Raw genomic sequence first — 20,308 nt, forward strand, 5'->3', positions numbered from 1 at the left:
GGTCGTTTGTGAACGGCTTGCCTCCCTCTTTTGGGTCGGCATCCGGCTGCGGCAAAGTTGACTAACTTCTTAATAAAAGGCGCTTTATTGTTGCTCACTGGAGGGGGTGGTAGACTGTTCGGCTCTTGTACAGGAGTACTCAGTTGACCCAGAGTGTGACACACCAGGTGAAGCAGGCCATCATGGTTCAGCTTTATACTCACGCCTTGTTCAGTCTTCCCTGTCTGGGCCTGCTGGCGTTTGGCTGGAGTCTGCTGTTTCATGACTATCTGCCCGTCAGTGAGGCGCTGGGCTGGTTGGCTGCTGTGTTCCTGTTGCTGCTGTTCCGCTATTGGCATCTGCGCTGGCGCCAGCCCGCGTTGCAGCAGACTGCGGTGCCTGTCCTGGAGCGGGAGATGTTCATCGGGGTGACCGTCACCTCCATCATCTGGGCCCTTGGCGTGCTGCTCTACATGGACAAGCTGCCGGATACCTATCGTGCCGCCATGATGATGCTGACCAGCCTGATCCTCACCGGCAGTGCCATCATGCTGTTTGGCTCTCGCCGCATCGTTTATGGCGCCGTGCTGCCGCTGGGGCTTGCCATGCTGTTCGAGCTTGGAGTCGGCAACGAGCAGGAGCGGATTGTCTCCACCATGCTGGCCGGCTACCTGTTCGTCTTTCTGCCGACACTGCTGCGCCGCCTGCGCCGGGATCAGGTCGCCTCCCTCTATCACCGTTTCTCCAACGCCGATCTGGTGGCCGAATTGAAGGCGGTATCGGAGCATCTGCGCCTCACCTCCCGCCTAGACGGGCTGACCGGTATTGCCAATCGTGCCCATCTCGATGACTGTCTCGAGCGGGCGTGGCGCCGCTGTCATCGTGCCAGGGCGCCGCTCTCGCTGGTCCTGCTGGATGTGGATTATTTCAAACAGTTCAATGACTTCTATGGTCACCAGCTGGGCGATGACTGCCTGCAGCAGGTTGGCAGACTGCTGGCCGGGGTCGAGCGGCGGGAAGATGATCTGGCGGCCCGTTATGGGGGCGAAGAGTTTGCCCTGCTGCTGCCCTGTACCGGCATGCAGGGGGCACTGCAGGTGGCGGACAGGATACGCACCGCACTCAAGGAATTAGGCATTCCCCACCAGAAATCCCTGGTCTCGAGCCGGGTCACCTGCAGCTTTGGCGTGGCTACCCTGATCCCGGACAACAGCATGAAAATCGCCGATTTGATCCAAAAAGCGGATGCGGCCCTCTATCAGGCCAAGCATAATGGGCGGGATCGAATCGAAGTGGCCTTGATGGGTAAGGTTGCCTGAGTTTAACGTGACAGATTGAAGAGGTTGTCTATGCAATGTCATCGTATCGAAGAGCTGCTGGAGTTGTTGCAGCCTGCCTGGATCAAGGAACAGGATCTCAGCCTGGTGCAGTTTGTTGCCAAACTGGCCAAAGAAGCGGGATTTGAAGGTCCCTTGTCCGAGCTGACCGACGACATGCTGATCTATCACCTCAAGATGCGGGAATCCGACAAGCAGGCGATGATCCCCGGTCTGGCCAAGGATCATGTGCCGGATTTCAAGGAAGCCCTGCTCAAGGCACGCGGCATCAAGTGACCCCGGGCGGTGTGCTGGACACCTGGCCTGGTTTCAGTGGAATCTCTTTGAAGGCGTTTCGTCAATGGGCGAAACGCCTTTTTTGTTACCGAAATTTGCGATCGATCGCCAATATTAGATACATCTAATCCACACAATTAGCAGGTTGTTTAAGATATAATCCGCTCCATAACAAATAAGGGAGCGATGTCTTGCAATGGCCGATCATGAAAAAATCGATATCAAGGATGTCACCGACAAGAGCGTAACCGGGACTTTCAACCCCAACACGTTCAAAGCCAGCGACGACAGATTCAACCCCGGCAACCGCATCTATGTCCGGGCCCAGACCGGGTACTGGCAGCGGGTGCGCAAGGGAATGGGGTGGTTCTTCGTCGCCCTGTTCGTGCTGCTGCCCTGGCTGCGTTACGAGGGGCGCCAGGCGATACTGTTCGATCTCGCTCACCAGCAGTTCCACATCTTCGGTGCCACCATCTGGCCGCAGGACCTGACCCTGCTCGCCTGGATCTTCATGATCGCGGCCTTCGCGCTCTTCTTCGTGACTACCTTCCTCGGCCGGGTCTGGTGTGGTTATCTCTGCCCGCAGACGGTCTGGACCTTCATGTTCATCTGGTTTGAAGAGAAGCTGGAGGGGCCTGCCAACAAGCGGCGCAAGCTGGATGCGGCGCCCTGGAGCGGCGAGAAGCTGGCCCGCAAGGGGGCCAAGCACCTGGCCTGGCTGCTCATCTCGCTGGCGACCGGCCTTACCTTCGTCGCCTACTTCCAGGATGTGACCAAGCTGGTTCCCGATGTTCTGACCCTGCAGGCGGGGGGCTGGGTGATGTTCTGGGTGATCTTCTTCACCATCTGCACCTACGGCAACGCTGGCTGGATGCGCGCCATCATGTGTATCCACATGTGCCCCTATGCCCGCTTCCAGTCCGCCATGTTCGACAAGGACACCTTCATCGTCGGCTATGACACCAAGCGCGGCGAGACCCGCGGTGCCCGTGCCCGCAAGGCGGATCACAAGGCGCTGGGGCTGGGGGACTGCATCGATTGCGATCTGTGCGTGCAGGTCTGTCCGACCGGCATCGACATTCGTGACGGCCTGCAGTACGAGTGCATCAACTGTGGCGCCTGCGTCGACGCCTGCGATCAGACCATGGAGCGGATGGGCTATCCGAAGGGGCTCATCAGCTACACCACCGAGCATAAGCTGGCCAACGACTCCACCCATGTGGCGCGGCCCAAGCTGATTGGTTACGGCCTGGTGATGGCCATCATGTTGGGGGTGTTCGTCTACAACGCCATGTCCATCATGCCGATGGGGCTCGATATCCTGCGGGATCGCAACCAGCTGTTCCGCGAGAACAGCGAAGGGCTCATCGAGAACACCTATACCCTCAAGATCCTCAACAAGACCCTGCAATCCCAGACCTATCAGCTGGACGTGGAGGGGCTGCCGGAGCACGAATGGTTCGGCCCGCGCGAGGTGACCCTGAAGGCGGGCGAGATCTATACCCTGCCGGTGAGTCTGGCGGTCGACCCCTACAACCTGAAGCGGCCGGCGCTGGACATCCAGTTCGTGCTCAAACGCGAAGGTGCCGCCGACGATGACAGCAAGGGCACCCTGCGTCAGGCCAGCAAGTTTATCAGCCGGCTATAACGGCAGGGGCGGCAGTCAGCACTCATCAAAGTGGTTGCCCGGTTCAGGCATCCATCTCAACGAGTGGTGATAGAATGGGGCGCTACGGCGCCCCTTTCTCATGGTGGATGACATGCGTTTCAACTATTCCGATCTCACACCCGACCTCATCATGGATGCGCTGGATCTCAGCGGTCTGCGGCTCGACTCCGGCCTTATCGAACTCAACAGCTACGAGAACCGGGTCTATCAGTTTCAGGACGAGGATCGTCGTCGCTATGTGGTGAAGTTCTACCGCCCCGGCCGCTGGAGCCGGGCCCAGATCCTGGAGGAGCACGAGTTCGCCGCCCGTCTGGCCGAGGCGGAGATCCCGGTCGCCGCGCCTCTCTCCTTCGCGGGGGAGACCCTGCTGGAGCATCAGGGCTACCCCTTCGCCATCTGGCAGAGCGTTGGTGGCCGCCAGTTCGAGGTGGACAACCTGGATCAGCTGGAGTGGGTGGGGCGCTACCTTGGCCGCATCCACCAGATTGGTGCCAGCAAGCCGTTTCACCATCGCGTCCGGCTGGATGTGGAGAGCATGTTGCACGAGCCGCGGCAGCTGCTGGCGGCCGGCGAGTGGTTGCCGAGCGGGCTGGCCAAACAGTTCTTCGGCGTGCTCGACGAGCTGATCAAGCATGTGGGCGATGCCATGAGCCTGGATGTCTCCCACATCTCCCTGCACGGCGACTGCCACCCGGGTAACATCCTGTGGCGCGATGGCCCCCTGTTCGTCGATCTCGATGATTGCCGCACCGGTCCCGCCATCCAGGATCTCTGGATGATGCTGAGCGGCGAGCGCCACGAGCAGCTGGTCCAGCTCGATACCCTGCTGGCGGGTTACGAGGAGTTCATGGAGTTTGATCCGCGCGAGCTGACGCTCATCGAACCGCTGCGGGCCATGCGCATCGTCCACTACATGGCCTGGCTGGCGCGGCGCTGGGAGGACCCCGCCTTCCCCCGCCACTTCCCCTGGTTCAATACCGAGCACTACTGGCGTCAGCAGATCGCAACCCTGCACGACCAGCTGGAGGCGCTCAAGGCGCCGCCCCTGACTCTGACGCCGGGTTGGTGATCGGGGCGCAACCCGGCTGGTGACGAGCGCGGGAGGAGGGATCCCTGGTCACTTCTTTGCCATTGACGGCGAAGGGGGGACGCAATAGGCTTGGCACTGCTTCGGTTCGCCGGGCGTGCCTCACAGTGATCCCTTAACAGGAAACATCATGAAAAAAATCCTATTTTTCCTCGCTGCCATGCTGATGATGCCCATGGTTCACGCCGCCCCCGAATTCAAGGAAGGCGTTAACTATGACGTGGTCAAGCAGACTGGCACCGCCCAGCCGGAAGTGTTGGAGTTCTTCTCCTACTACTGCCCGCACTGCTCGACCTTCGAACCGATCGTGGAACAGCTGAAGCAGGATCTGCCACAGGGCGTTCCCCTCAAGAAGAACCCGGTTGCCTTCCTGGGCCGTGAAATGGGCCCGGAGATGCAGCGTGCCTACGCGCTGGCGACCCTGCTGAACGTTGAAGGCAAGCTGACTCCGGCCATCTTCAACAAGATCCATACCCAGCGCAAACCGCCGATGAGCCGCGATGACGTGAAACAGATCTTCGTGGACAACGGCGTGCCGGCCGAAGAGTTTGACGGTGCCGTCGACAGCTTCGCCGTCTCCGGCATGGTTTCCCAGTTTGACCGCAACACCGAGAGCTACAACATTCGCGGTGTGCCGGCCTTCCTGGTCAACGGCAAGTACATGGTGAAAATCGAATCCATTACTTCCCAGGAGCAGTTCAACCAGCTGGTGAAATTCCTGTTGGCCAAGAAAGACTGATCCAGAGTGACCCGATGAAAAAAGCCCGCCGGTGCAAACCGGCGGGCTTTTTGTTTATCAGGAGCCTGCGTCAGATCTGGCAATCCCGCTGGGTGGGGGCCGGGCGCGGCAAGCGGGTGCGGCGGCTGATGGCCTCCGCCAGCCAGACCAGCAACAGTATGGCCAGCAGCAGGGTGGCGGTCTGATCGTAGCGAAACAGGCTCAACGATACATAGAGCTGCTGCCCCAGGCCGCCGGCACCGACTACGCCGAGTATGGTGGCGGCCCTCAGGTTCATCTCGCCGCGATAAAGGCTGTAAGCCAGCCACTGGCGCGTCACCAGCGGAAACAGCCCATACCAGAAGCTGGCAATGGGCCCGGCCCCGCTCAGCTGCAGGGCGAGGCGGGGGGCGGGATCCGCGTTCTCCAGGGTCTCCACGAACAGCCGCGCCAGCACCCCCGTGGTGTGCAGGGTCAGCGCCAGTATGCCCGCCACCGGGCCCAGTCCGACCGCGATCACCAGCAGGCTGGCGAAGATGAGCTCGGGTACGGAGCGCAGCAGGTTGAACAGCAGGCGCAGCGGCCAGCAGTGGCGGGCGAGACAGGCAAGCGGCAGGGCCAGCAGGGCGCTGAAGAGGGTACTCAACAGCGCCATCTGCACCGTATCGAGCAGGCCGCTGGCCACAGTCTTGAGGAAGGGCCATGACCAGTCCGGTCGCAAAAACTCCCCCACGAAGGAACCCAGCCCGCTCAGGGAGAAGCTCAGCATGCGCCAGTCGAGCTGGTACAGGGCGAGGGCAGCGGCCAGCCCCAGGCAGATCAGCAATAGCAGGCCGGGGGAGCGGCTATGGCGCAGCCAGGCGCTGAGGCCATCCGCCAGGGTCACCAGCAGGATGAAGGCCAGTAGCAGGGTCACCACCTCGCCACCGGCAAACATGCGCAAGGAGAGCTCGAGCTGCTGACCGAGCCCGCCGGCGCCGACGAAGCCCATGATGACGGAGGCGCGCAGGGCGCACTCCCAGCGATAGACGGTGTAGGAGAGCAGCTCCTGGCGCACCGCAGGCAGCACGCCATAGCAGAGTGCCTGCAGCCGGCCGCTGCCGCCGAGCAGCAGGGCGCGGGCCGGTTGCAGGGCACCGCTCTCCATGATCTCGTTGTAGACCTTGGCCAGCATGCCGCCGTAGCTGACGGCGATGGCCAGGATGGCGGCGAGCGGCCCGAGCCCCGACAGGCGCACGAACAGCAGCGCCCAGATGAGCTCGGGCAGGCTGCGCAGCACGATGGCGACAAGGCGCGAGAGGGCCCGCAAGGCGCCGCGCAGCGGGCTGGGAACCGGGCCCAGTTCGGCCAGCGACAGGGCGCGGGAGCCGAGCAGGGCGAACGGCACGCCGAGCAGCAGGGCACCCGCCAGCCCCAGGGTCGCGACGGCCAGGCTCTCCAGGGTCGCGGTCAGGGTCAGGGCGAGAAAGTCCCGATCGACGCGGGGTGGCCAGCTGGTGGCGAGGAAGTTGCCCATCTGCCGCCAGCTCTGGCCGTCGAACAGGCCGAGCCAACCGTCGGCCTGTTGCCACAGGCTGTAGCCAATCAGCAGCAACAGCCAGGGCAGGGGATGGCGCCAGCGGCTAGTCAAATTGAACACGCCGCCGCCTCGTTATCACCGGCGTAGAGGTCGGTCAGCATGGCCGGAGTGACGGCTGCCGCCGGGCAATCGAACTGCACCCGTCCCTCGCGCAGGCCGATGATGCGTGGGAAACGGCCGAGCGCCAGCTCGACCGCATGCAGGTTGGCGACAAGGGTGCTGCCCCGGGCACGAGCCTGGGCCAGCAGGGCATCCAGGCTGCTCTGGGCGAGCACGGGATCGAGGGCGGAGACGGGTTCGTCCGCCAGGACCAGATCCGGCTGTTGATAGAGCACCCGGGCGATGCCGACCCGCTGTAACTGGCCACCGGAGAGCTCGCCGCAGCGTTGCCGCCACTTGTCGGCAAGGCCGAGACGGGCCAGCTCGGTCCGCGCGCCTTCGGGGTCGCAGGGACGCAACAGGGATAGTAAGGAACGGCCGAGGGACCACTGGCCGAGCCGACCGGCCAGCACTGCGGTCACTACCTTCTGGGAAGCAGGCAGCGGAGGCTGCTGCCAGACCATGCCGATCCTGCTGCGCAGCCGCTGGCGGTCCCGGGTAGAGAGGGTCCAGGGATCCTGCTCCCAGAGGGCGAGCCTGCCTTCGCCGCGCAGCTCGGTGCCGATCAGCCGCAGCAGGCTGGTCTTGCCCGCGCCGCTTGGCCCTATGACGGCCACGCACTCGCCCGCCGCTATCTGCAGGCGAAACGGCTGCAGGATGCGGCTCTGGCCGAGCCGCAATCCTTCCCCGTCCAGCGCGACGGCGATCACTTCAGCAGGCCGGCCTGGGTTGCGGCGGCTTCGATGCCCAGGTAGTTCTCGGGCTTGGTCTCGATGAAGCGGCTGGCGCGTTGCAGCTTGAGGATCTCGGCCTGGGCGGGTACCGCCGGATCCAGGCTGAGGAAGGCCTGCTTGATCTTCTCTTGCAGGGCCGGATCCAGATCGCCGCGCACGGTCCAGTTGTAGTCAAAGTAGGTGGGGGTGGTCCAGATCACCTTGACCTTGGCGGTGTCGACCTTGCCCTCTTCCACCAGTTTCTCCCACACGGAAGCGTTGAGCGCGCCAGCCGGCACCTTGCCGGAAGCGACCCAGGCGACGGTGGCGTCGTGGGCGCCGGAGAAGGCGACGTGGGCGAAGTCACGCTCCGGGTTGATGCCCTGTTCGGCCAGGAAGTGGCGCGGCATCAGGTGACCCGAGGTGGAGGAGGGGGAGCCGAACGCGAAATCTTTGCCCTTGGTGTCGGCCAGGGTCTTGATGCCGCTGTCGGCATTGGCGATGAACTTGGAGGTGAACTGGGCATCTTCCTGGCGCTGCACCAGGGGCACCACCTTGTCGGCACGGCGGTGGGCCTGCACATAGGTGAAGCCACCGAGCCAGGCCATGTCCAGCTTGCCGGCGGCCAGCGCCTCGACCACGGCGGCGTAGTCGTTGACCGGCACGAACACTACTTCACGGCCCGTCTTCTCGGCCAGGTAGTCACCCAGCGGAGCAAACTTGCGCTGCAGCTCGGTGGGGGCTTCGTCCGGGATGGCGGAGACCCGCAGCGGCTCGGCGGCGACGGCGCTCAGGCTGGCGAACAAGGTGGTGAGGGCGAGTATCCATTTACGGGTCATGGTGCATTCCTTTGTGGTCTGTCGTTCGAGTAATAGAAAGGCCCGACACGAGTCGGACCTTATCAGGGGGGGTCATGGTAGGGGGCCTGTGGCCCCGGGCGCAAGATGCTCCCCGCAAAAATAGGGGCTACACCCCGACGTGGAAGGCCTGCTTGAGGTTGCGGATGAAGTCCGCATCCCGGCACAGAGTCTTGCCCGGACTGTCGGAGATCTTGGCGACCGGGCCACCGTTGCACTCCATCAGCTTGAAGACGATGTTCATCGGGGTGACCCCGGGCAGATCGCAGGTGAGCTTGGTGCCGATGCCGAAGCTGGTGTTGATACGACCGCGGAAGTGGCGCATCAGCTGCACCGCCTTGTCGAGATTGAGACCGTCGGAGAAGACCAGGGTCTTCTCGGTCGGGTCGATGCCGAGCCGCTGGTAGTGGCTGATGGCCTTCTCGCCCCACACCACGGGGTCGCCGGAGTCGTGGCGCAGCCCCTGATAGCGGCTGGCCAGCTCGAAGTCGAAGTCGCGCAGGAAGGCATCCATGGTGATGCAGTCGGTCAGGGCGATCCCCAGATGGTCGGTAAACTCGTCCAGCCAGCTGGTGAGGGCGGCGCGCTGGCTGTGCTCAAGCGGGAAGCCGAGCTGCTGGTGGGCCTGGAACCACTCGTGGGCCTGGGTGCCCACCGCCGGTAGCCGGTATTTCTGGGCCAGCTGGTAGTTGCTGGTGCCGCGAAACGCCGGCAGGCGCTCCTTGAGGCGGCCCACCACGGCATCCTGTACCGCGTGGGAGAAGCGGCGACGGGTGCCGAAGTCGATGAGGTTGAACTCCTTCATCTCTTCCGGGCTGAGATCCCGCTCCAGCTTGTCGATCTTCTGGTCGAGCCGCTCCAGCGCCTGGCTGACACCAAACTGGGGATAGCGGAAGCGGTTGCGCATCTCGCTGATGATGGCGAGCACCGGGATCTCCCACAGGATCACGTCCTGCCAGGTGCCTTCGACCCGCACATTGATGCGGCCATCCTGCTCGAACACCTTGAGCAGGGAGGCATCCAGCGGCTTGCGGCGCAGGTGATCGAGATAATCGGTGGTGAAGAAGGGGCGCTCGGCCAGGAAGTCGAGCTCGGGTCGGGTCAGCCGCAGGGAGCCGGCCAGGCGCAGCTGCTCCTCGATCTGGCCCATCATGGGCAACAGGTCTTCTTCGTTGCGGCTGTGGAATTCGGCCACCACCTCGGCATCCGGATAGCGATGGAACACCGCCTGCTGCATATGCAGCTTGTAGGCATCGGTGTCGAGCAGGCTGTTGAGTATGGGCAGCATATCAGTATCCCCGCAGGCCGGTGAGCCACATGGCCCACCCCTGCTGCATAGGTAGTTTGCAGACGCCGCTGTCGGGCAGACCCATGAGGGTCGGGGACATATCAGGCGTCCAGCAGGCGTTGTACATCGGTCAAGGTCTGGGCCAGTTCGGCGCCAGCCTCGATCATCTGGGTGCAGGCGCTGGCAACCGTCCCGGCGGCGATGCCACGGCAGGCATCGAGGTGGACGATCACCCGGAAACCGGCGCGGCGCAGTTGCAGCACGCTGGTCTTGACGCAGTAGTCGGTGGCCAGGCCGCCGACCAGCAGGGTCTCGACCCCGCGGGCTTGCAGGAATTCGATGAGCCCTGTGCTGCGCCGCTCCGCCAAATCGTGAAAACAGGTGCCATAGGGATGCAGATCCGGCTCGACCCCCTTCCAGACGAAGAAGTCATAATTGACCGGGGCCGGCAGGCCGTCGAGCAGCTCGAAGCCGCGGGTGCCCGGCACGCAGTGCACCGGCCAGGTGAGGTCGGCGTTGGGCAAATCCAGTGGCAGCAGCATGCCAGCGGGATCGGAGACCGCCCAGTCTGCATTGGCGGGGTGGGCGTCCTTGCTGCCGATGCGTAGCGAGGCGAGAGCGGCCTGGGCGTTGAGCGCAGCCACAATATCATCCCCCCCTGCGACGGGCAGTTCATTCGGGCAGAGGGGAGTGAAACCCTTCTGCGCATCAATATCCAGGCTGGCGATGATTCCCATGAGTGGCTCCTGTACATATTATTCGTGTGATATTATCTACCAAACATTAATGGAAGGCGAGCAGGGCGATCGACATGTTGAGAATGAGTCTGGATATGGTGGTGTTGCGACTGCGTGACGAGCGGCTGGAACTGCTGCTGGAGACCCGCGATCGCCCCCCCTTCGCCCACTGCTGGCAACTGCCTGCCCTGCGCATCGACGAGACGCGGGACCGGGATCTGGACGCCGCCCTGTGCCGTCTGCTGGCTGAATGGGGGCTGGGCCATTGCTACAGCGAGCAGGTCTGCACCCTCGGCAATCTGGAGCGGGATCCCCGTGGCTGGTCCACCACGCTCGTTTATCTCTGTCTGGCCGAGCCCGATGTCGAAGTGACACGCGGCTGCTGGCACCCGCTCTCGGCCCTGCCCGGCCTCAGCCTCGCCTTCGATCATCCCCAACTCATCGCCAGAGGGCTGGAGCGGCTGCGGATCAAGAGCCGCTACAGCACACTGCCGCTGCAACTGCTGGGGACGGAATTCACCCTCTCCGAGGTGCAGCGCGCCTTCGAGATCATCCTGCAGACCCCCATGAACACGGCGGCGTTTCGCAAGCGGATCCATCGCGCCGAGATACTGACGGACACCGGCCGCAAACGGACCGGCAAGCAGCGTCCGGCCATCCTCTACCGGCTGGAGAGTCCCTGCTGCGTCATGTTCGATCAGGTGATGCACGGAGCGGAAGCATGAGCGGCGCAGGCGTGCACAAGGTACTGGTGAGCGCTTGCTTGCTGGGTCAGCCAGTGCGTTACGACGGCCAGAGCAAGGGGATCGTCAGCGACTGGCTGCAGACGCTGGGGGCCGAGGGGCGGGTGCTGGCCTTCTGTCCCGAGGTGGCGGGCGGCCTGCCGACCCCGCGCCCACCTGCCGAGCGGCAGGGGGAGCTTGTGGTGACCGAAAGCGGGCTGGATGTGACGGCGGAGTTTGCGCGCGGCGCCGTGCTGGCGCTGGAGACTTGTCAGCAGCAGGGGATTCGCTTCGCCCTGCTCAAGGAGGGGAGCCCCTCCTGCGGCAGCGGCCGCATCTACAACGGCCGCTTCGAGGGGCAATCCGTGGCGGGCGAGGGCATGACCACTGCCCTGTTGCGCCGCCACGGCATCGCCGTGTTCAGCGAGGCTCAGCTGTCTGAGCTGGCCTCGGCGCTCGCCTTGTCGGCAACCTGACGGGACCCGGTTGTCATATCATCTTCCTGCCACTGAGCCAGCACGGCGTCCTTCTCCTGCCAGCGCTGGTTCAGCCACTCCTGGAAGCCGCGCTTGAACTGCTTGTCGTTGAAGTAATCGCCGATCAGTGCCTCATCGATCGGCTGCTCCTCGATCCGCACCCGGATCCGCTTCATCCGCCCCATCAGAAAGTCCTTGAAGGGAGTTTCGACGTTGTCCGGATAGCTGATGGTGACGTTGATCAGGCTGTCGAACTGCTCCCCCATGGCCGCCAGGGTGAAGGCCAGCCCTGCCGCCTTGGGCGGCATCAGATGCTGGTATCGGGAGCGGGAGGCATCGCGCTTCGCCTCGGTGAAGCGGGTCCCCTCCACGAAGTTGATGACGGTGGTGGGGATGTGGCGAAACTGCTCGCAGGCGTTGCGGGTGGTCTCGATATCCTTGCCCCGCAGATGCGGGTTGCGCAGCAAGAACTCCCGTGAGTAGCGGCGCATAAAGGGCATATCCAGCCCCCAGCAAGCGAGCCCCAGCAGCGGGATGTAGATGAGCTCGTGCTTCATGAAGAACTTGGGTACCGGCAGCCTGTCCCGGAACAGATGGCCCAGCACCACGATGTCGGCCCAGCTCATGTGGTTACTGATGATGAGATACCAGCCATCCTTGCGCAGCCGGGTGTCATCCTCGACCTGCCAGTCGATGCGGGTGGTGAGGCGGATCACCAGGGCGTTGCAGCCGAGCCACAGGCGCATGAAGCGGTTGTTGAGCCGGCTGCAGGCGCGGCCAAAGGCCGGCACGGGCAGCAGCAGTTTGGCCAGCGAAACCAGCAGGATCAGGCTGGCGCACAAGGCAGTAAAAAGAATGGTCAGGCCGGCGCTGATGAGCAGCACCAGCGGGCCGGGAAGCAGGGATAACATGGGTGTTTACTGCGCCTTGGTTGCCAGCAGCTGGTTAAGGGTCTGGTCTTTCTCGCGCCAGATCCCGTTCAGCCACTGTTGAAACTCTTGTTGGAAGTCGGGGTCATTGAAGTAGTCCCCCACCAGCTTGCGGTCGATCGGCAAATAGCGGATCTGGACCTTGATCTCCCCGACCCGACCGCACATGAAATCCCAGTAGCTGGGAATGCCGTCCGGATAGGCGATGGTCACATCCACCAGTTGATGCAACTGATCACCCATGGCTGCCAGGGTAAAGGCGATGCCACCCGCCCTTGGATGGAGCAGGTGCCGGTAGGGTGACTCCTGCTTCTGATGCTTGGTCGGGGTGAAACGGGTGCCTTCGACAAAATTCATCACACTCACCGGAATGTGGCGGAATCTGGCACAGGCTTTACGCGTCGTTTCAATGTCTTTTCCCTTCAAATGGGGGTTCTTTTCCAGAAATTTTCTGGAATATCGCCGCATGAAGGGGAAATCGAGTGCCCACCAGGCCAGACCGAGAAAAGGTACCCAAATCAGCTCTTTCTTGAGGAAGAACTTCAGGAAGGGGATTTTTTGATTAAAAACCCGCTGCAGTACCAGTATGTCGACCCAGGATTGATGGTTGGCAATCACCATATACCACTCATTCCGGCGCCCTTTGTCCACTCCGACCACATCGAAAGGGGTTTTGATGATGGTTTTCTGGATCAGGTTGTTGAAACCGATCCAGCAGCCGGCACAGCCATCCAGCAACCAGTTGCAGAAGGTTCGCCAGCCCCTGACGGGCAGCAACAGCTTGAGCAGACCCAGGGAGAGCACGGGGATAAACCAGAACAGGGTATTGAAAAAGTAGAGCAGGGTGGAGAGGCTGCCGCGCAGTCGCTCTATCAGCTTGTTGGGCATGATTCGGGTCCGTCTTGCAGTCTGTAGCGACGCATCAAGTGGTCAGATCTGTGGCCATAATATCAGCCGACGCTTCCCAAGACCACGGACAGGCCTTTGGTGAGACGCTTCCTCAGCTCAGCTCAGCTCAGCCGCTGCGCAGCCTGGAGAGCAGGCGGTCCATGGCACGATAGCCGAGCGCCTCGATCAGGTGCTCCTTGCCGATGACGGGCTGCCCCGCCAGATCGGCGATGGTGCGCGACACCCGCAGGATGCGGTGCCAGGCCCGGATGCTGAGCCCGAGCTTCTGGATGGCGTTCTCCAAAAATTCGGCATCCTGTGGCGATAATCGGCAAATGTCTTCGATTTCACGGCTATCAAGCAGGTTGTTGAGCTTGCCATTGCGACTCAGCATGCGCTCGCGCGCCGCCAGCACCCGCTCGCGGATCTGCTGGCTCGACTCCCCCCGCTCCGCCTTGCCGGTCAGGCTCCCCTTGGGCAAGAGCGGCACCTCCACCGTCAGGTCGAAGCGGTCGAGGAAGGGGCCGGAGAGCTTGCCCAGATAGCGCAGGATCTGATCCGGGCTGGAGCGGGTCTGACCGTCGCCATAGTGGCCACAGGGGCTGGGGTTCATGGCGCCGACCAGCTGGAAACGGGCGGGAAAGTCCACCTGACGGGCGGCCCGGCTGATGGTGATGTGGCCCGTCTCCAGCGGCTCGCGCAGGGAATCGAGCACCTTGCGTTCGAACTCAGGCAGCTCGTCGAGGAACAGCACCCCGTTGTGGGCCAGGGATATTTCGCCGGGACGCGGGTGACTGCCACCGCCCACCAGTGCCACCGCCGAGGCGCTGTGGTGGGGCGTTCGATAGGGCCTGTGGTGCCAGTGGCCGGCGCGCGGGGTGAGGCCGCCGATGGAGTGGATGGCGGCGGTCTGCTGCGCCTCCTGCTCGCTCAGCGGCGGCAGAATGCCGGGCAGGCGGCTGGCCAGCATGCTCTTGCCGGTACCGGGCGGGCCAATGAACAGCAGGTTGTGGCTGCCGGCGGCAGCGATCTCCAGCGCCCGCTTGGCCTGGGACTGGCCGATCACGTCCTGCAGGTCCGGCACGTCGGGCAGGCTCTCCGTGCTCTGGGGATCCGGCAGCGGCAGCTCGTACTGGCCCGCCAGCCAGGCGGTGACGGCCAGCAGCTGGTGGGCGGTGCGCACCTCGGCGTCCTGGATCAGCGAGGCCTCGGGGCCGTTCTCCCGCGGAACCAGCAGGGTGCGTCCGGCATCCCGGCAGGCGAGTACGGCGGGCAGCACCCCGAGCACGGGGCGGATCTCGCCGGTCAGGGCCAATTCGCCTAAAAATTCGTGATCAAGCAGGTATTTTGCTGGTATCTGCTTGGAAGCCGCGAGAATGCCGATGGCGATAGCCAGATCGAAACGGCCCCCCTCCTTGGGCAGATCGGCGGGAGCCAGATTGACCGTGATGTGCTTGGACGGAAACTCGAAATTGCCGTTGAGCAGGGCGCTGCGCACCCGATCCCGCGACTCCTTCACCGAGGTTTCCGGCAATCCCACCATGTTGAAGGCGGGCAGGCCGTTGGAGAGGTGTACCTCCACCGTGACTTGCGGGGCCGCGACACCTAAGCTGGCACGGCTATAAACCACAGCTAATGACATAAATCTCGTCCTTGAGTTGGTATATGTTCTGGTTAACTGCTATTTGATGGTTTTTTATCCCAATTCGTCGGCTGCTAAATAGCCAAAATCAGAGGGTTGTCATCTAAAAAAACGCTTGCCCAATAAAAATCACCGTGCTAGTTCTAATAGCCATTCGCGGCATAAACCGCCCCAATTTCACAGGATTTCCGGTTGTAACTATGAACATGGCCTCCCGTTTCGTCAGCATTATTGTGGTCCTAGTGGTGATTATTATCTCACCGCTCGGGGCTCGTTTAGCTGCACGGAACAAGGGATAGACCCACCACCGGACAGAACGAAACAAGCGACCCCCGAGCCTCACGGCCCGGGGGTTTTTTTTCGACCAAAGGACAGGATTTTCCAGATGAACGGCGCGCAGTTTTTGGTACAGGCTCTCAAGAAACAGGGTGTGACCCAGGTGTTTGGTTACCCAGGCGGGGCCATCATGCCGGTCTACGATGCCCTGTATGACGGCGGTCTGGCGCACCAGCTCTGCCGCCACGAGCAGGGTGCCGCCATGGCGGCGGTGGGTTACGCTCGAGCCTCTGGTCAGGTGGGGGTCTGCATCGCCACCTCCGGCCCCGGCGCCACCAACCTGGTGACCGGTCTGGCCGAGGCACTACTCGACTCGGTACCGCTGGTGGCCATCAGCGGTCAGGTGCCCTGCGCCGCTGTAGGCACAGATGCGTTTCAGGAAGTGGACGTGCTCGGAATGTCCCTCTCCTGCACCAAGCACTCCTTTATGGTGACGGACGTGGCGGATTTGCCTCAGGTCATCGCTGAGGCCTTCGCCATCGCCAGCGAGGGGCGCCCCGGCCCCGTACTGATCGACCTGCCCAAGGACGTGCAACTGGCCGAGGTGCCGGCCCAGAGTCCGCTGTTTGCGGTGGCGGAGCCCGAGCATCTCAATCCGGCCGAGCTGACGGCCGCTCGCACCCTGCTGGCCGCCGCCGAGCGCCCGGTGCTCTACGTCGGCGGCGGGGTGGGGATGGCCAATGCCGAGCAGCAGATGCGCGACTTTGCCGCCGCCACCGGCATGCCTGCGGTCACCACCCTCAAGGGGATAGGTGCGCTCGACCCCGACAGCCCCGTTTATCTCGGCATGCTCGGCATGCACGGCACCAAGGCCGCCAACTATGCGGTGCAGCAGTGCGACCTGCTGCTGGTGGTGGGTGCCCGTTTCGATGATCGGGTGACCGGCAAGCTGGAGGAGTTCGCCCCCGAGGCCAAGGTGATCCATCTGGACGTAGACGCCGCCGAGTTTGGCAAGCGCCGCGCCGCCGAGGTGGGCATCACTGCGGATCTCAAGCGGGTGCTGCCGGCGCTTGGGCAATCACTCAGCATCGAGCCCTGGCGTGCCCACTGCGCCGCCATGGCCCGCGAATATGCGTTTCGTTACGACCATCCGGGTCAGGCCATCTATGCTCCGGCCCTGCTCAAGCAGCTCTCTGCCAAGTTGCCGGAGAGCAGCGTGGTCGCCTGCGACGTGGGCCAGCACCAGATGTGGGTGGCCCAGCACATGCGCTTCACCAGCCCGCGCAACCACCTCTCCAGCGCCGGTCTCGGCACCATGGGCTTCGGCCTGCCCGCCGCCATCGGCGCCAAGATGTCGCGCCCCGAGGACGAGGTGGTGCTGGTGAGCGGCGACGGCTCCTTCATGATGAACGTGCAGGAGCTCGGCACCATCCGCCGCGCCCAGCTCAAGGTGAAGATGGTGCTGCTGGACAACCAGCGCCTCGGCATGGTGCGCCAGTGGCAGGAGCTGTTCTTCGACGGCCGTTACAGCGAGACCATCCTCTCCGACAACCCCGACTTCGTCGCCCTGGCCGCCGCCTTTGGCATTCCGGGCGAGACCATCACATGCAAGGAGGAGATAGCCCCGGCACTGGACCGCCTGCTGGCGAGCGACACCGCCTATCTGCTGCATGTGGCCATTTCAGAGGAAGAAAATGTCTGGCCCCTGGTACCGCCAGGAGTCGCCAACCACAAGATGATGGAGCAACGCCCATGAACCAGCACAACCAGCACACTCTGCACATCCACGCCCAGCCCAGACCCGAAGTGATGGAGCGGGTGCTGCGGGTGGTGCGCCACCGCGGTTTCAACCTCTGCGCCCTTAACATGGAGCAGGATTGCCAACAGCTGCGGATCACGGTTACTGTCGAGTCGGTGCGTCCCATCCAGCAGTTATGGAGCCAGTTGGTCAAGCTGGTGGACGTTTCCCGGGTCGATGCACTGGAACAGCAACCCCGGATCAGCGCTTAAGGAGCCAAGCCAATGTCACAGCCTTCCCAATCCCAGCCGCAATATATCTGGTTCAACGGCAAAATGATCCCCTGGCAAGATGCCCAGGTGCACGTCATGAGCCATGCCCTGCACTATGGTTCCTCGGTCTTCGAAGGAGTACGAGCCTACGATACCCCGAGAGGCACCTGCATCTTCCGCCTGCAGGAGCACACCCGCCGCCTGTTCGACTCCGCCAAGATCTACTGGATGGATCTGCCCTACAGCGAGGCCGAAGTGAATGAAGCCTGCCGCACCGTGGTGCGCGAGAACGATCTCAAGAGCGGCTATCTGCGCCCGCTGGCTTTCATCGGTAACGTGGGCCTGGGGTTGCATCCGCCGCTGGATGCCAAGGCCGAGCTGATCGTGGCCGCCCTGCCCTGGGGCGCCTATCTCGGTGAAGAGGGGCTGAAGAACGGGGTGGATGTGTGCGTCACCTCCTGGAACCGGCTCGCCCCCAACACTATTCCCACCGGTGCCAAGGCGGGTGGCAACTATTTGTCCTCCCAGCTGATCAGTCGCGAGGCCAAGCGGAACGGCTTTGCCGAAGGGTTGGCGCTGGACGTGAACGGTTACCTGAGCGAAGGGGCGGGGGAGAACCTGTTCCTGGTGAAGAACGGCGTGCTGTTTACCCCGCCCGCCACCGCCGCCATCCTGCCCGGCATCACCCGTGACACCATCATGACGCTGGCGCGGGATCTGGGTTACGAGGTGCGCGAGCAGGCGCTGCCTCGCGAGGCGCTCTACGTCGCAGACGAGATCTTCATGACCGGCACGGCGGCCGAGGTGACCCCGGTGCGCTCCGTCGATCGCATGAAGGTGGGCGCCGGTTGCCGCGGCCCGGTGACCGAGCAGCTGCAGAACGCCTTCTTCGGCCTGTTCAACGGCAAGACCGAAGACAAGTGGGGCTGGTTGACCCCGGTGGCTGACTGACGAGCGCGGGGAGGCGATACGCCTCCCCGAGTCGCTTCCGGTCAGGGCACTGCGCTGTGCCCTCACCAGGATCGATTCCCGATCCGAGAGTCACTTTTTCATTTCCAAAGATAATGAGCCCGCTGGGCATTCAGGGAGTAGAGACAATGCCGAAGTTGAGATCCGCCACCACCACCCACGGACGTAACATGGCCGGGGCCCGCGCCCTCTGGCGTGCCACCGGCATGACCGATCAGGATTTCGGCAAGCCCATCATCGCCGTGGTCAACTCCTTTACCCAGTTCGTACCGGGCCACGTTCACCTCAAGGATCTGGGTCAGCTGGTGGCCCGTGAGATCGAAGCCGCCGGCGGCGTTGCCAAGGAGTTCAACACCATCGCCGTGGATGACGGCATCGCCATGGGCCACGGCGGCATGCTCTACTCCCTGCCGTCGCGCGAGCTTATCGCCGACTCGGTGGAGTACATGGTCAACGCCCACTGTGCCGATGCCATGGTCTGCATCTCCAACTGCGACAAGATCACCCCGGGGATGCTGATGGCCGCCCTGCGCATCAACATCCCGGTGATCTTCGTCTCCGGCGGCCCGATGGAAGCGGGCAAGACCAAGCTCTCCGATCAGATCATCAAGCTGGATCTGGTGGACGCCATGATACAGGGCGCCGACCCCAAGGTCTCCGATGCCCAGAGCGAGCAGGTGGAGCGCAGTGCCTGCCCCACCTGCGGTTCCTGCTCCGGCATGTTCACCGCCAACTCCATGAACTGCCTGACCGAGGCGCTGGGCCTCTCCCAGCCGGGCAACGGCTCGCTGCTGGCGACCCACGCAGACCGTGAGCAGTTGTTCAAGCTGGCGGGCCAGCGCATCGTCACTCTGGCCAAGCGCTGGTATGAACAAGATGATGCGAGTGCCCTGCCGCGCAACATCGCCACCAAGGCGGCGTTCGAGAATGCCATGGCGCTCGACATCGCCATGGGCGGCTCCACCAATACTGTGCTGCACCTGCTGGCGGCGGCCCAGGAGGCGGGTGTCGACTTCACCATGGCCGACATCGACCGCATGTCGCGCAAGGTGCCGCAGCTGTGCAAGGTGGCGCCCTCCACCCAGAAATACCACATGGAAGACGTGCACCGCGCCGGCGGCGTCATCGCCATCCTGGGCCAGCTGGAAAAAGCGGGTCTGGTGCACGGCGACGCCCGCAACGTGCTGGGCACCTCGCTGGTGGAGCTGCTGGCCGAGTATGACGTCAGCCGCCAGCCGAGTCAGGAGGTGGTGGACTTCTATCGCGCCGGCCCGGCCGGCATCCGTACCACCAAGGCGTTCAGCCAGGATTGCCGCTGGCCGGAGCTGGATCTGGACCGCGCCGAGGGCTGCATCCGCTCGCTGGACAACGCCTACAGCCTGGAGGGCGGTCTGGCCGTGCTGGCCGGCAACCTGGCGCTGAACGGTGCCATCGTCAAGACCGCCGGGGTGGACGAGGAGAACCTCACCTTCCGTGGCCCGGCCCGGGTATTCGAGAGCCAGGACACGGCGGTCGCCGGCATTCTGGACGGCACAGTGAAAGCGGGTGAAGTGGTGGTGATCCGCTACGAGGGCCCGAAAGGGGGCCCCGGCATGCAGGAGATGCTCTACCCCACCACCTATCTGAAATCCATGGGCCTGGGCAAGGCGTGTGCGCTTATCACCGACGGCCGCTTCTCCGGCGGCACCTCGGGTCTCTCCATCGGCCATGTTTCGCCGGAGGCGGCCTCCGGCGGCACCATAGGTCTGGTGGAGGATGGCGACATCATCAACATCGACATCCCGGCTCGCAGCATGGTGCTGGAAGTGGCCGACAGCGTGCTGGCCGCCCGCCGCGTCGCCGTCGAGGCGCGCGGCTGGAAGCCGCTCGATCGGCAGCGTCAGGTCTCCTTTGCCCTGCGCGCCTACGCCATGTTCGCCACCAGCGCAGATAAAGGCGCGGTGCGTGATCGCACCCTGTTGGGGGAATAAAGATGAATTCCAATATGAATTATGAGCAGTCGACCCGGCTGGTCGGTCTTTGCGCCGACAAGGGGTTGATGTGGCGCAATCGCTCGA

Annotated in this window: 19 protein-coding genes; 11 read left to right on the forward strand and 8 right to left on the reverse strand. The window is 63.3% G+C overall.

Going from position 1 to position 20,308, the window contains the following annotated elements:
* Positions 1-143: 143 nt before the first annotated feature.
* From ACB034_RS15080 to ACB034_RS15100, 5 genes are all read left to right on the forward strand, one after another.
* A complete protein-coding gene (locus ACB034_RS15080) occupies positions 144-1,298 on the forward strand; it encodes a GGDEF domain-containing protein (protein ID WP_042027158.1) in 1,155 nt (384 codons plus the stop codon).
* A 30-nt stretch (positions 1,299-1,328) separates the two neighbouring features.
* Positions 1,329-1,592 carry a YihD family protein gene (locus ACB034_RS15085; protein WP_026457260.1) on the forward strand — a complete coding sequence of 88 codons (264 nt, stop codon included), beginning with the start codon at positions 1,329-1,331 and terminating at the stop codon, positions 1,590-1,592.
* Positions 1,593-1,788: 196 nt separating this feature from the next.
* Positions 1,789-3,240, forward strand: coding sequence for a cytochrome c oxidase accessory protein CcoG (gene ccoG, locus ACB034_RS15090; RefSeq protein ID WP_201981759.1), 1,452 nt, complete (start codon positions 1,789-1,791; stop codon positions 3,238-3,240).
* A 100-nt stretch (positions 3,241-3,340) separates the two neighbouring features.
* Positions 3,341-4,330 carry a serine/threonine protein kinase gene (locus ACB034_RS15095; protein WP_371173167.1) on the forward strand — a complete coding sequence of 330 codons (990 nt, stop codon included), beginning with the start codon at positions 3,341-3,343 and terminating at the stop codon, positions 4,328-4,330.
* Between the two features lie 148 nt (positions 4,331-4,478).
* Complete coding sequence (locus ACB034_RS15100) at positions 4,479-5,087, forward strand: thiol:disulfide interchange protein DsbA/DsbL (RefSeq protein WP_042027154.1); 609 nt, start codon at positions 4,479-4,481, stop codon at positions 5,085-5,087.
* A 70-nt stretch (positions 5,088-5,157) separates the two neighbouring features.
* Here ACB034_RS15100 and phnE read toward each other — a convergent pair whose 3' ends face one another.
* The 5 genes from phnE to ACB034_RS15125 all read right to left on the reverse strand — a co-directional run bounded on the left by phnE (position 5,158) and on the right by ACB034_RS15125 (position 10,339).
* Entirely contained in the window at positions 5,158-6,705 is a 1,548-nt protein-coding gene (phnE, locus tag ACB034_RS15105) for a phosphonate ABC transporter, permease protein PhnE (RefSeq protein ID WP_371173168.1), read from the reverse strand.
* Positions 6,693-7,454, reverse strand: a complete 762-nt coding sequence (locus ACB034_RS15110) for a phosphonate ABC transporter ATP-binding protein (protein ID WP_201942303.1) — start codon at positions 7,452-7,454, stop codon at positions 6,693-6,695. Before ACB034_RS15110 ends, phnE begins: the two co-directional genes overlap by 13 nt.
* Positions 7,451-8,296 carry a putative selenate ABC transporter substrate-binding protein gene (locus tag ACB034_RS15115; protein ID WP_061476843.1) on the reverse strand — a complete coding sequence of 282 codons (846 nt, stop codon included), beginning with the start codon at positions 8,294-8,296 and terminating at the stop codon, positions 7,451-7,453. The genes ACB034_RS15110 and ACB034_RS15115 overlap by 4 nt, the downstream gene beginning before the upstream one ends.
* A gap of 127 nt (positions 8,297-8,423) precedes the next feature.
* The gene (gene pncB, locus ACB034_RS15120) at positions 8,424-9,602 is read right to left on the reverse strand and encodes a nicotinate phosphoribosyltransferase (protein WP_371173169.1); all 1,179 of its coding nucleotides are present in this window, start codon (positions 9,600-9,602) and stop codon (positions 8,424-8,426) included.
* 101 nt (positions 9,603-9,703) lie between these two features.
* The gene (locus tag ACB034_RS15125; protein WP_338611584.1) at positions 9,704-10,339 is read right to left on the reverse strand and encodes a nicotinamidase; all 636 of its coding nucleotides are present in this window, start codon (positions 10,337-10,339) and stop codon (positions 9,704-9,706) included.
* A gap of 74 nt (positions 10,340-10,413) precedes the next feature.
* Here ACB034_RS15125 and ACB034_RS15130 point away from each other — a divergent pair, with 74 nt between their 5' ends.
* The gene (locus tag ACB034_RS15130; RefSeq protein ID WP_371173170.1) at positions 10,414-11,064 is read left to right on the forward strand and encodes a DNA mismatch repair protein MutT; all 651 of its coding nucleotides are present in this window, start codon (positions 10,414-10,416) and stop codon (positions 11,062-11,064) included.
* A complete protein-coding gene (locus ACB034_RS15135) occupies positions 11,061-11,537 on the forward strand; it encodes a DUF523 domain-containing protein (RefSeq protein ID WP_371173171.1) in 477 nt (158 codons plus the stop codon). Before ACB034_RS15130 ends, ACB034_RS15135 begins: the two co-directional genes overlap by 4 nt.
* Here the strand turns inward: ACB034_RS15135 and ACB034_RS15140 are convergent.
* The 3 genes from ACB034_RS15140 to ACB034_RS15150 form a co-directional block, all read right to left on the reverse strand.
* The gene (locus ACB034_RS15140) at positions 11,492-12,448 is read right to left on the reverse strand and encodes an acyltransferase (protein ID WP_371173172.1); all 957 of its coding nucleotides are present in this window, start codon (positions 12,446-12,448) and stop codon (positions 11,492-11,494) included. The two genes, ACB034_RS15135 and ACB034_RS15140, sit on opposite strands and share 46 nt — an antisense overlap.
* 6 nt (positions 12,449-12,454) lie before the next feature.
* The gene (locus tag ACB034_RS15145; protein WP_371173173.1) at positions 12,455-13,354 is read right to left on the reverse strand and encodes an acyltransferase; all 900 of its coding nucleotides are present in this window, start codon (positions 13,352-13,354) and stop codon (positions 12,455-12,457) included.
* Between the two features lie 127 nt (positions 13,355-13,481).
* The gene (locus ACB034_RS15150; RefSeq protein WP_371173174.1) at positions 13,482-14,996 is read right to left on the reverse strand and encodes a YifB family Mg chelatase-like AAA ATPase; all 1,515 of its coding nucleotides are present in this window, start codon (positions 14,994-14,996) and stop codon (positions 13,482-13,484) included.
* A 385-nt stretch (positions 14,997-15,381) separates the two neighbouring features.
* Between ACB034_RS15150 and ilvG the strand changes: the two genes are divergently transcribed.
* From ilvG to ilvD, 4 genes are all read left to right on the forward strand, one after another.
* Complete coding sequence (gene ilvG / locus ACB034_RS15155; RefSeq protein WP_371173175.1) at positions 15,382-17,028, forward strand: acetolactate synthase 2 catalytic subunit; 1,647 nt, start codon at positions 15,382-15,384, stop codon at positions 17,026-17,028.
* Positions 17,025-17,282: an acetolactate synthase 2 small subunit gene (gene ilvM, locus ACB034_RS15160; RefSeq protein ID WP_216983817.1), complete on the forward strand. Its 258-nt coding sequence runs from the start codon at positions 17,025-17,027 to the stop codon at positions 17,280-17,282. Before ilvG ends, ilvM begins: the two co-directional genes overlap by 4 nt.
* Before the next feature lie 12 nt (positions 17,283-17,294).
* A complete protein-coding gene (locus ACB034_RS15165) occupies positions 17,295-18,233 on the forward strand; it encodes a branched-chain amino acid transaminase (protein ID WP_342010970.1) in 939 nt (312 codons plus the stop codon).
* Between the two features lie 146 nt (positions 18,234-18,379).
* The gene (gene ilvD, locus ACB034_RS15170; protein ID WP_010635713.1) at positions 18,380-20,221 is read left to right on the forward strand and encodes a dihydroxy-acid dehydratase; all 1,842 of its coding nucleotides are present in this window, start codon (positions 18,380-18,382) and stop codon (positions 20,219-20,221) included.
* The last annotated feature ends 87 nt before the right edge of the window (positions 20,222-20,308 follow it).

Source organism: Aeromonas sp. S18(2024), assembly GCF_041402525.1.
In the GTDB taxonomy this organism is placed as follows: domain Bacteria; phylum Pseudomonadota; class Gammaproteobacteria; order Enterobacterales; family Aeromonadaceae; genus Aeromonas; species Aeromonas enteropelogenes.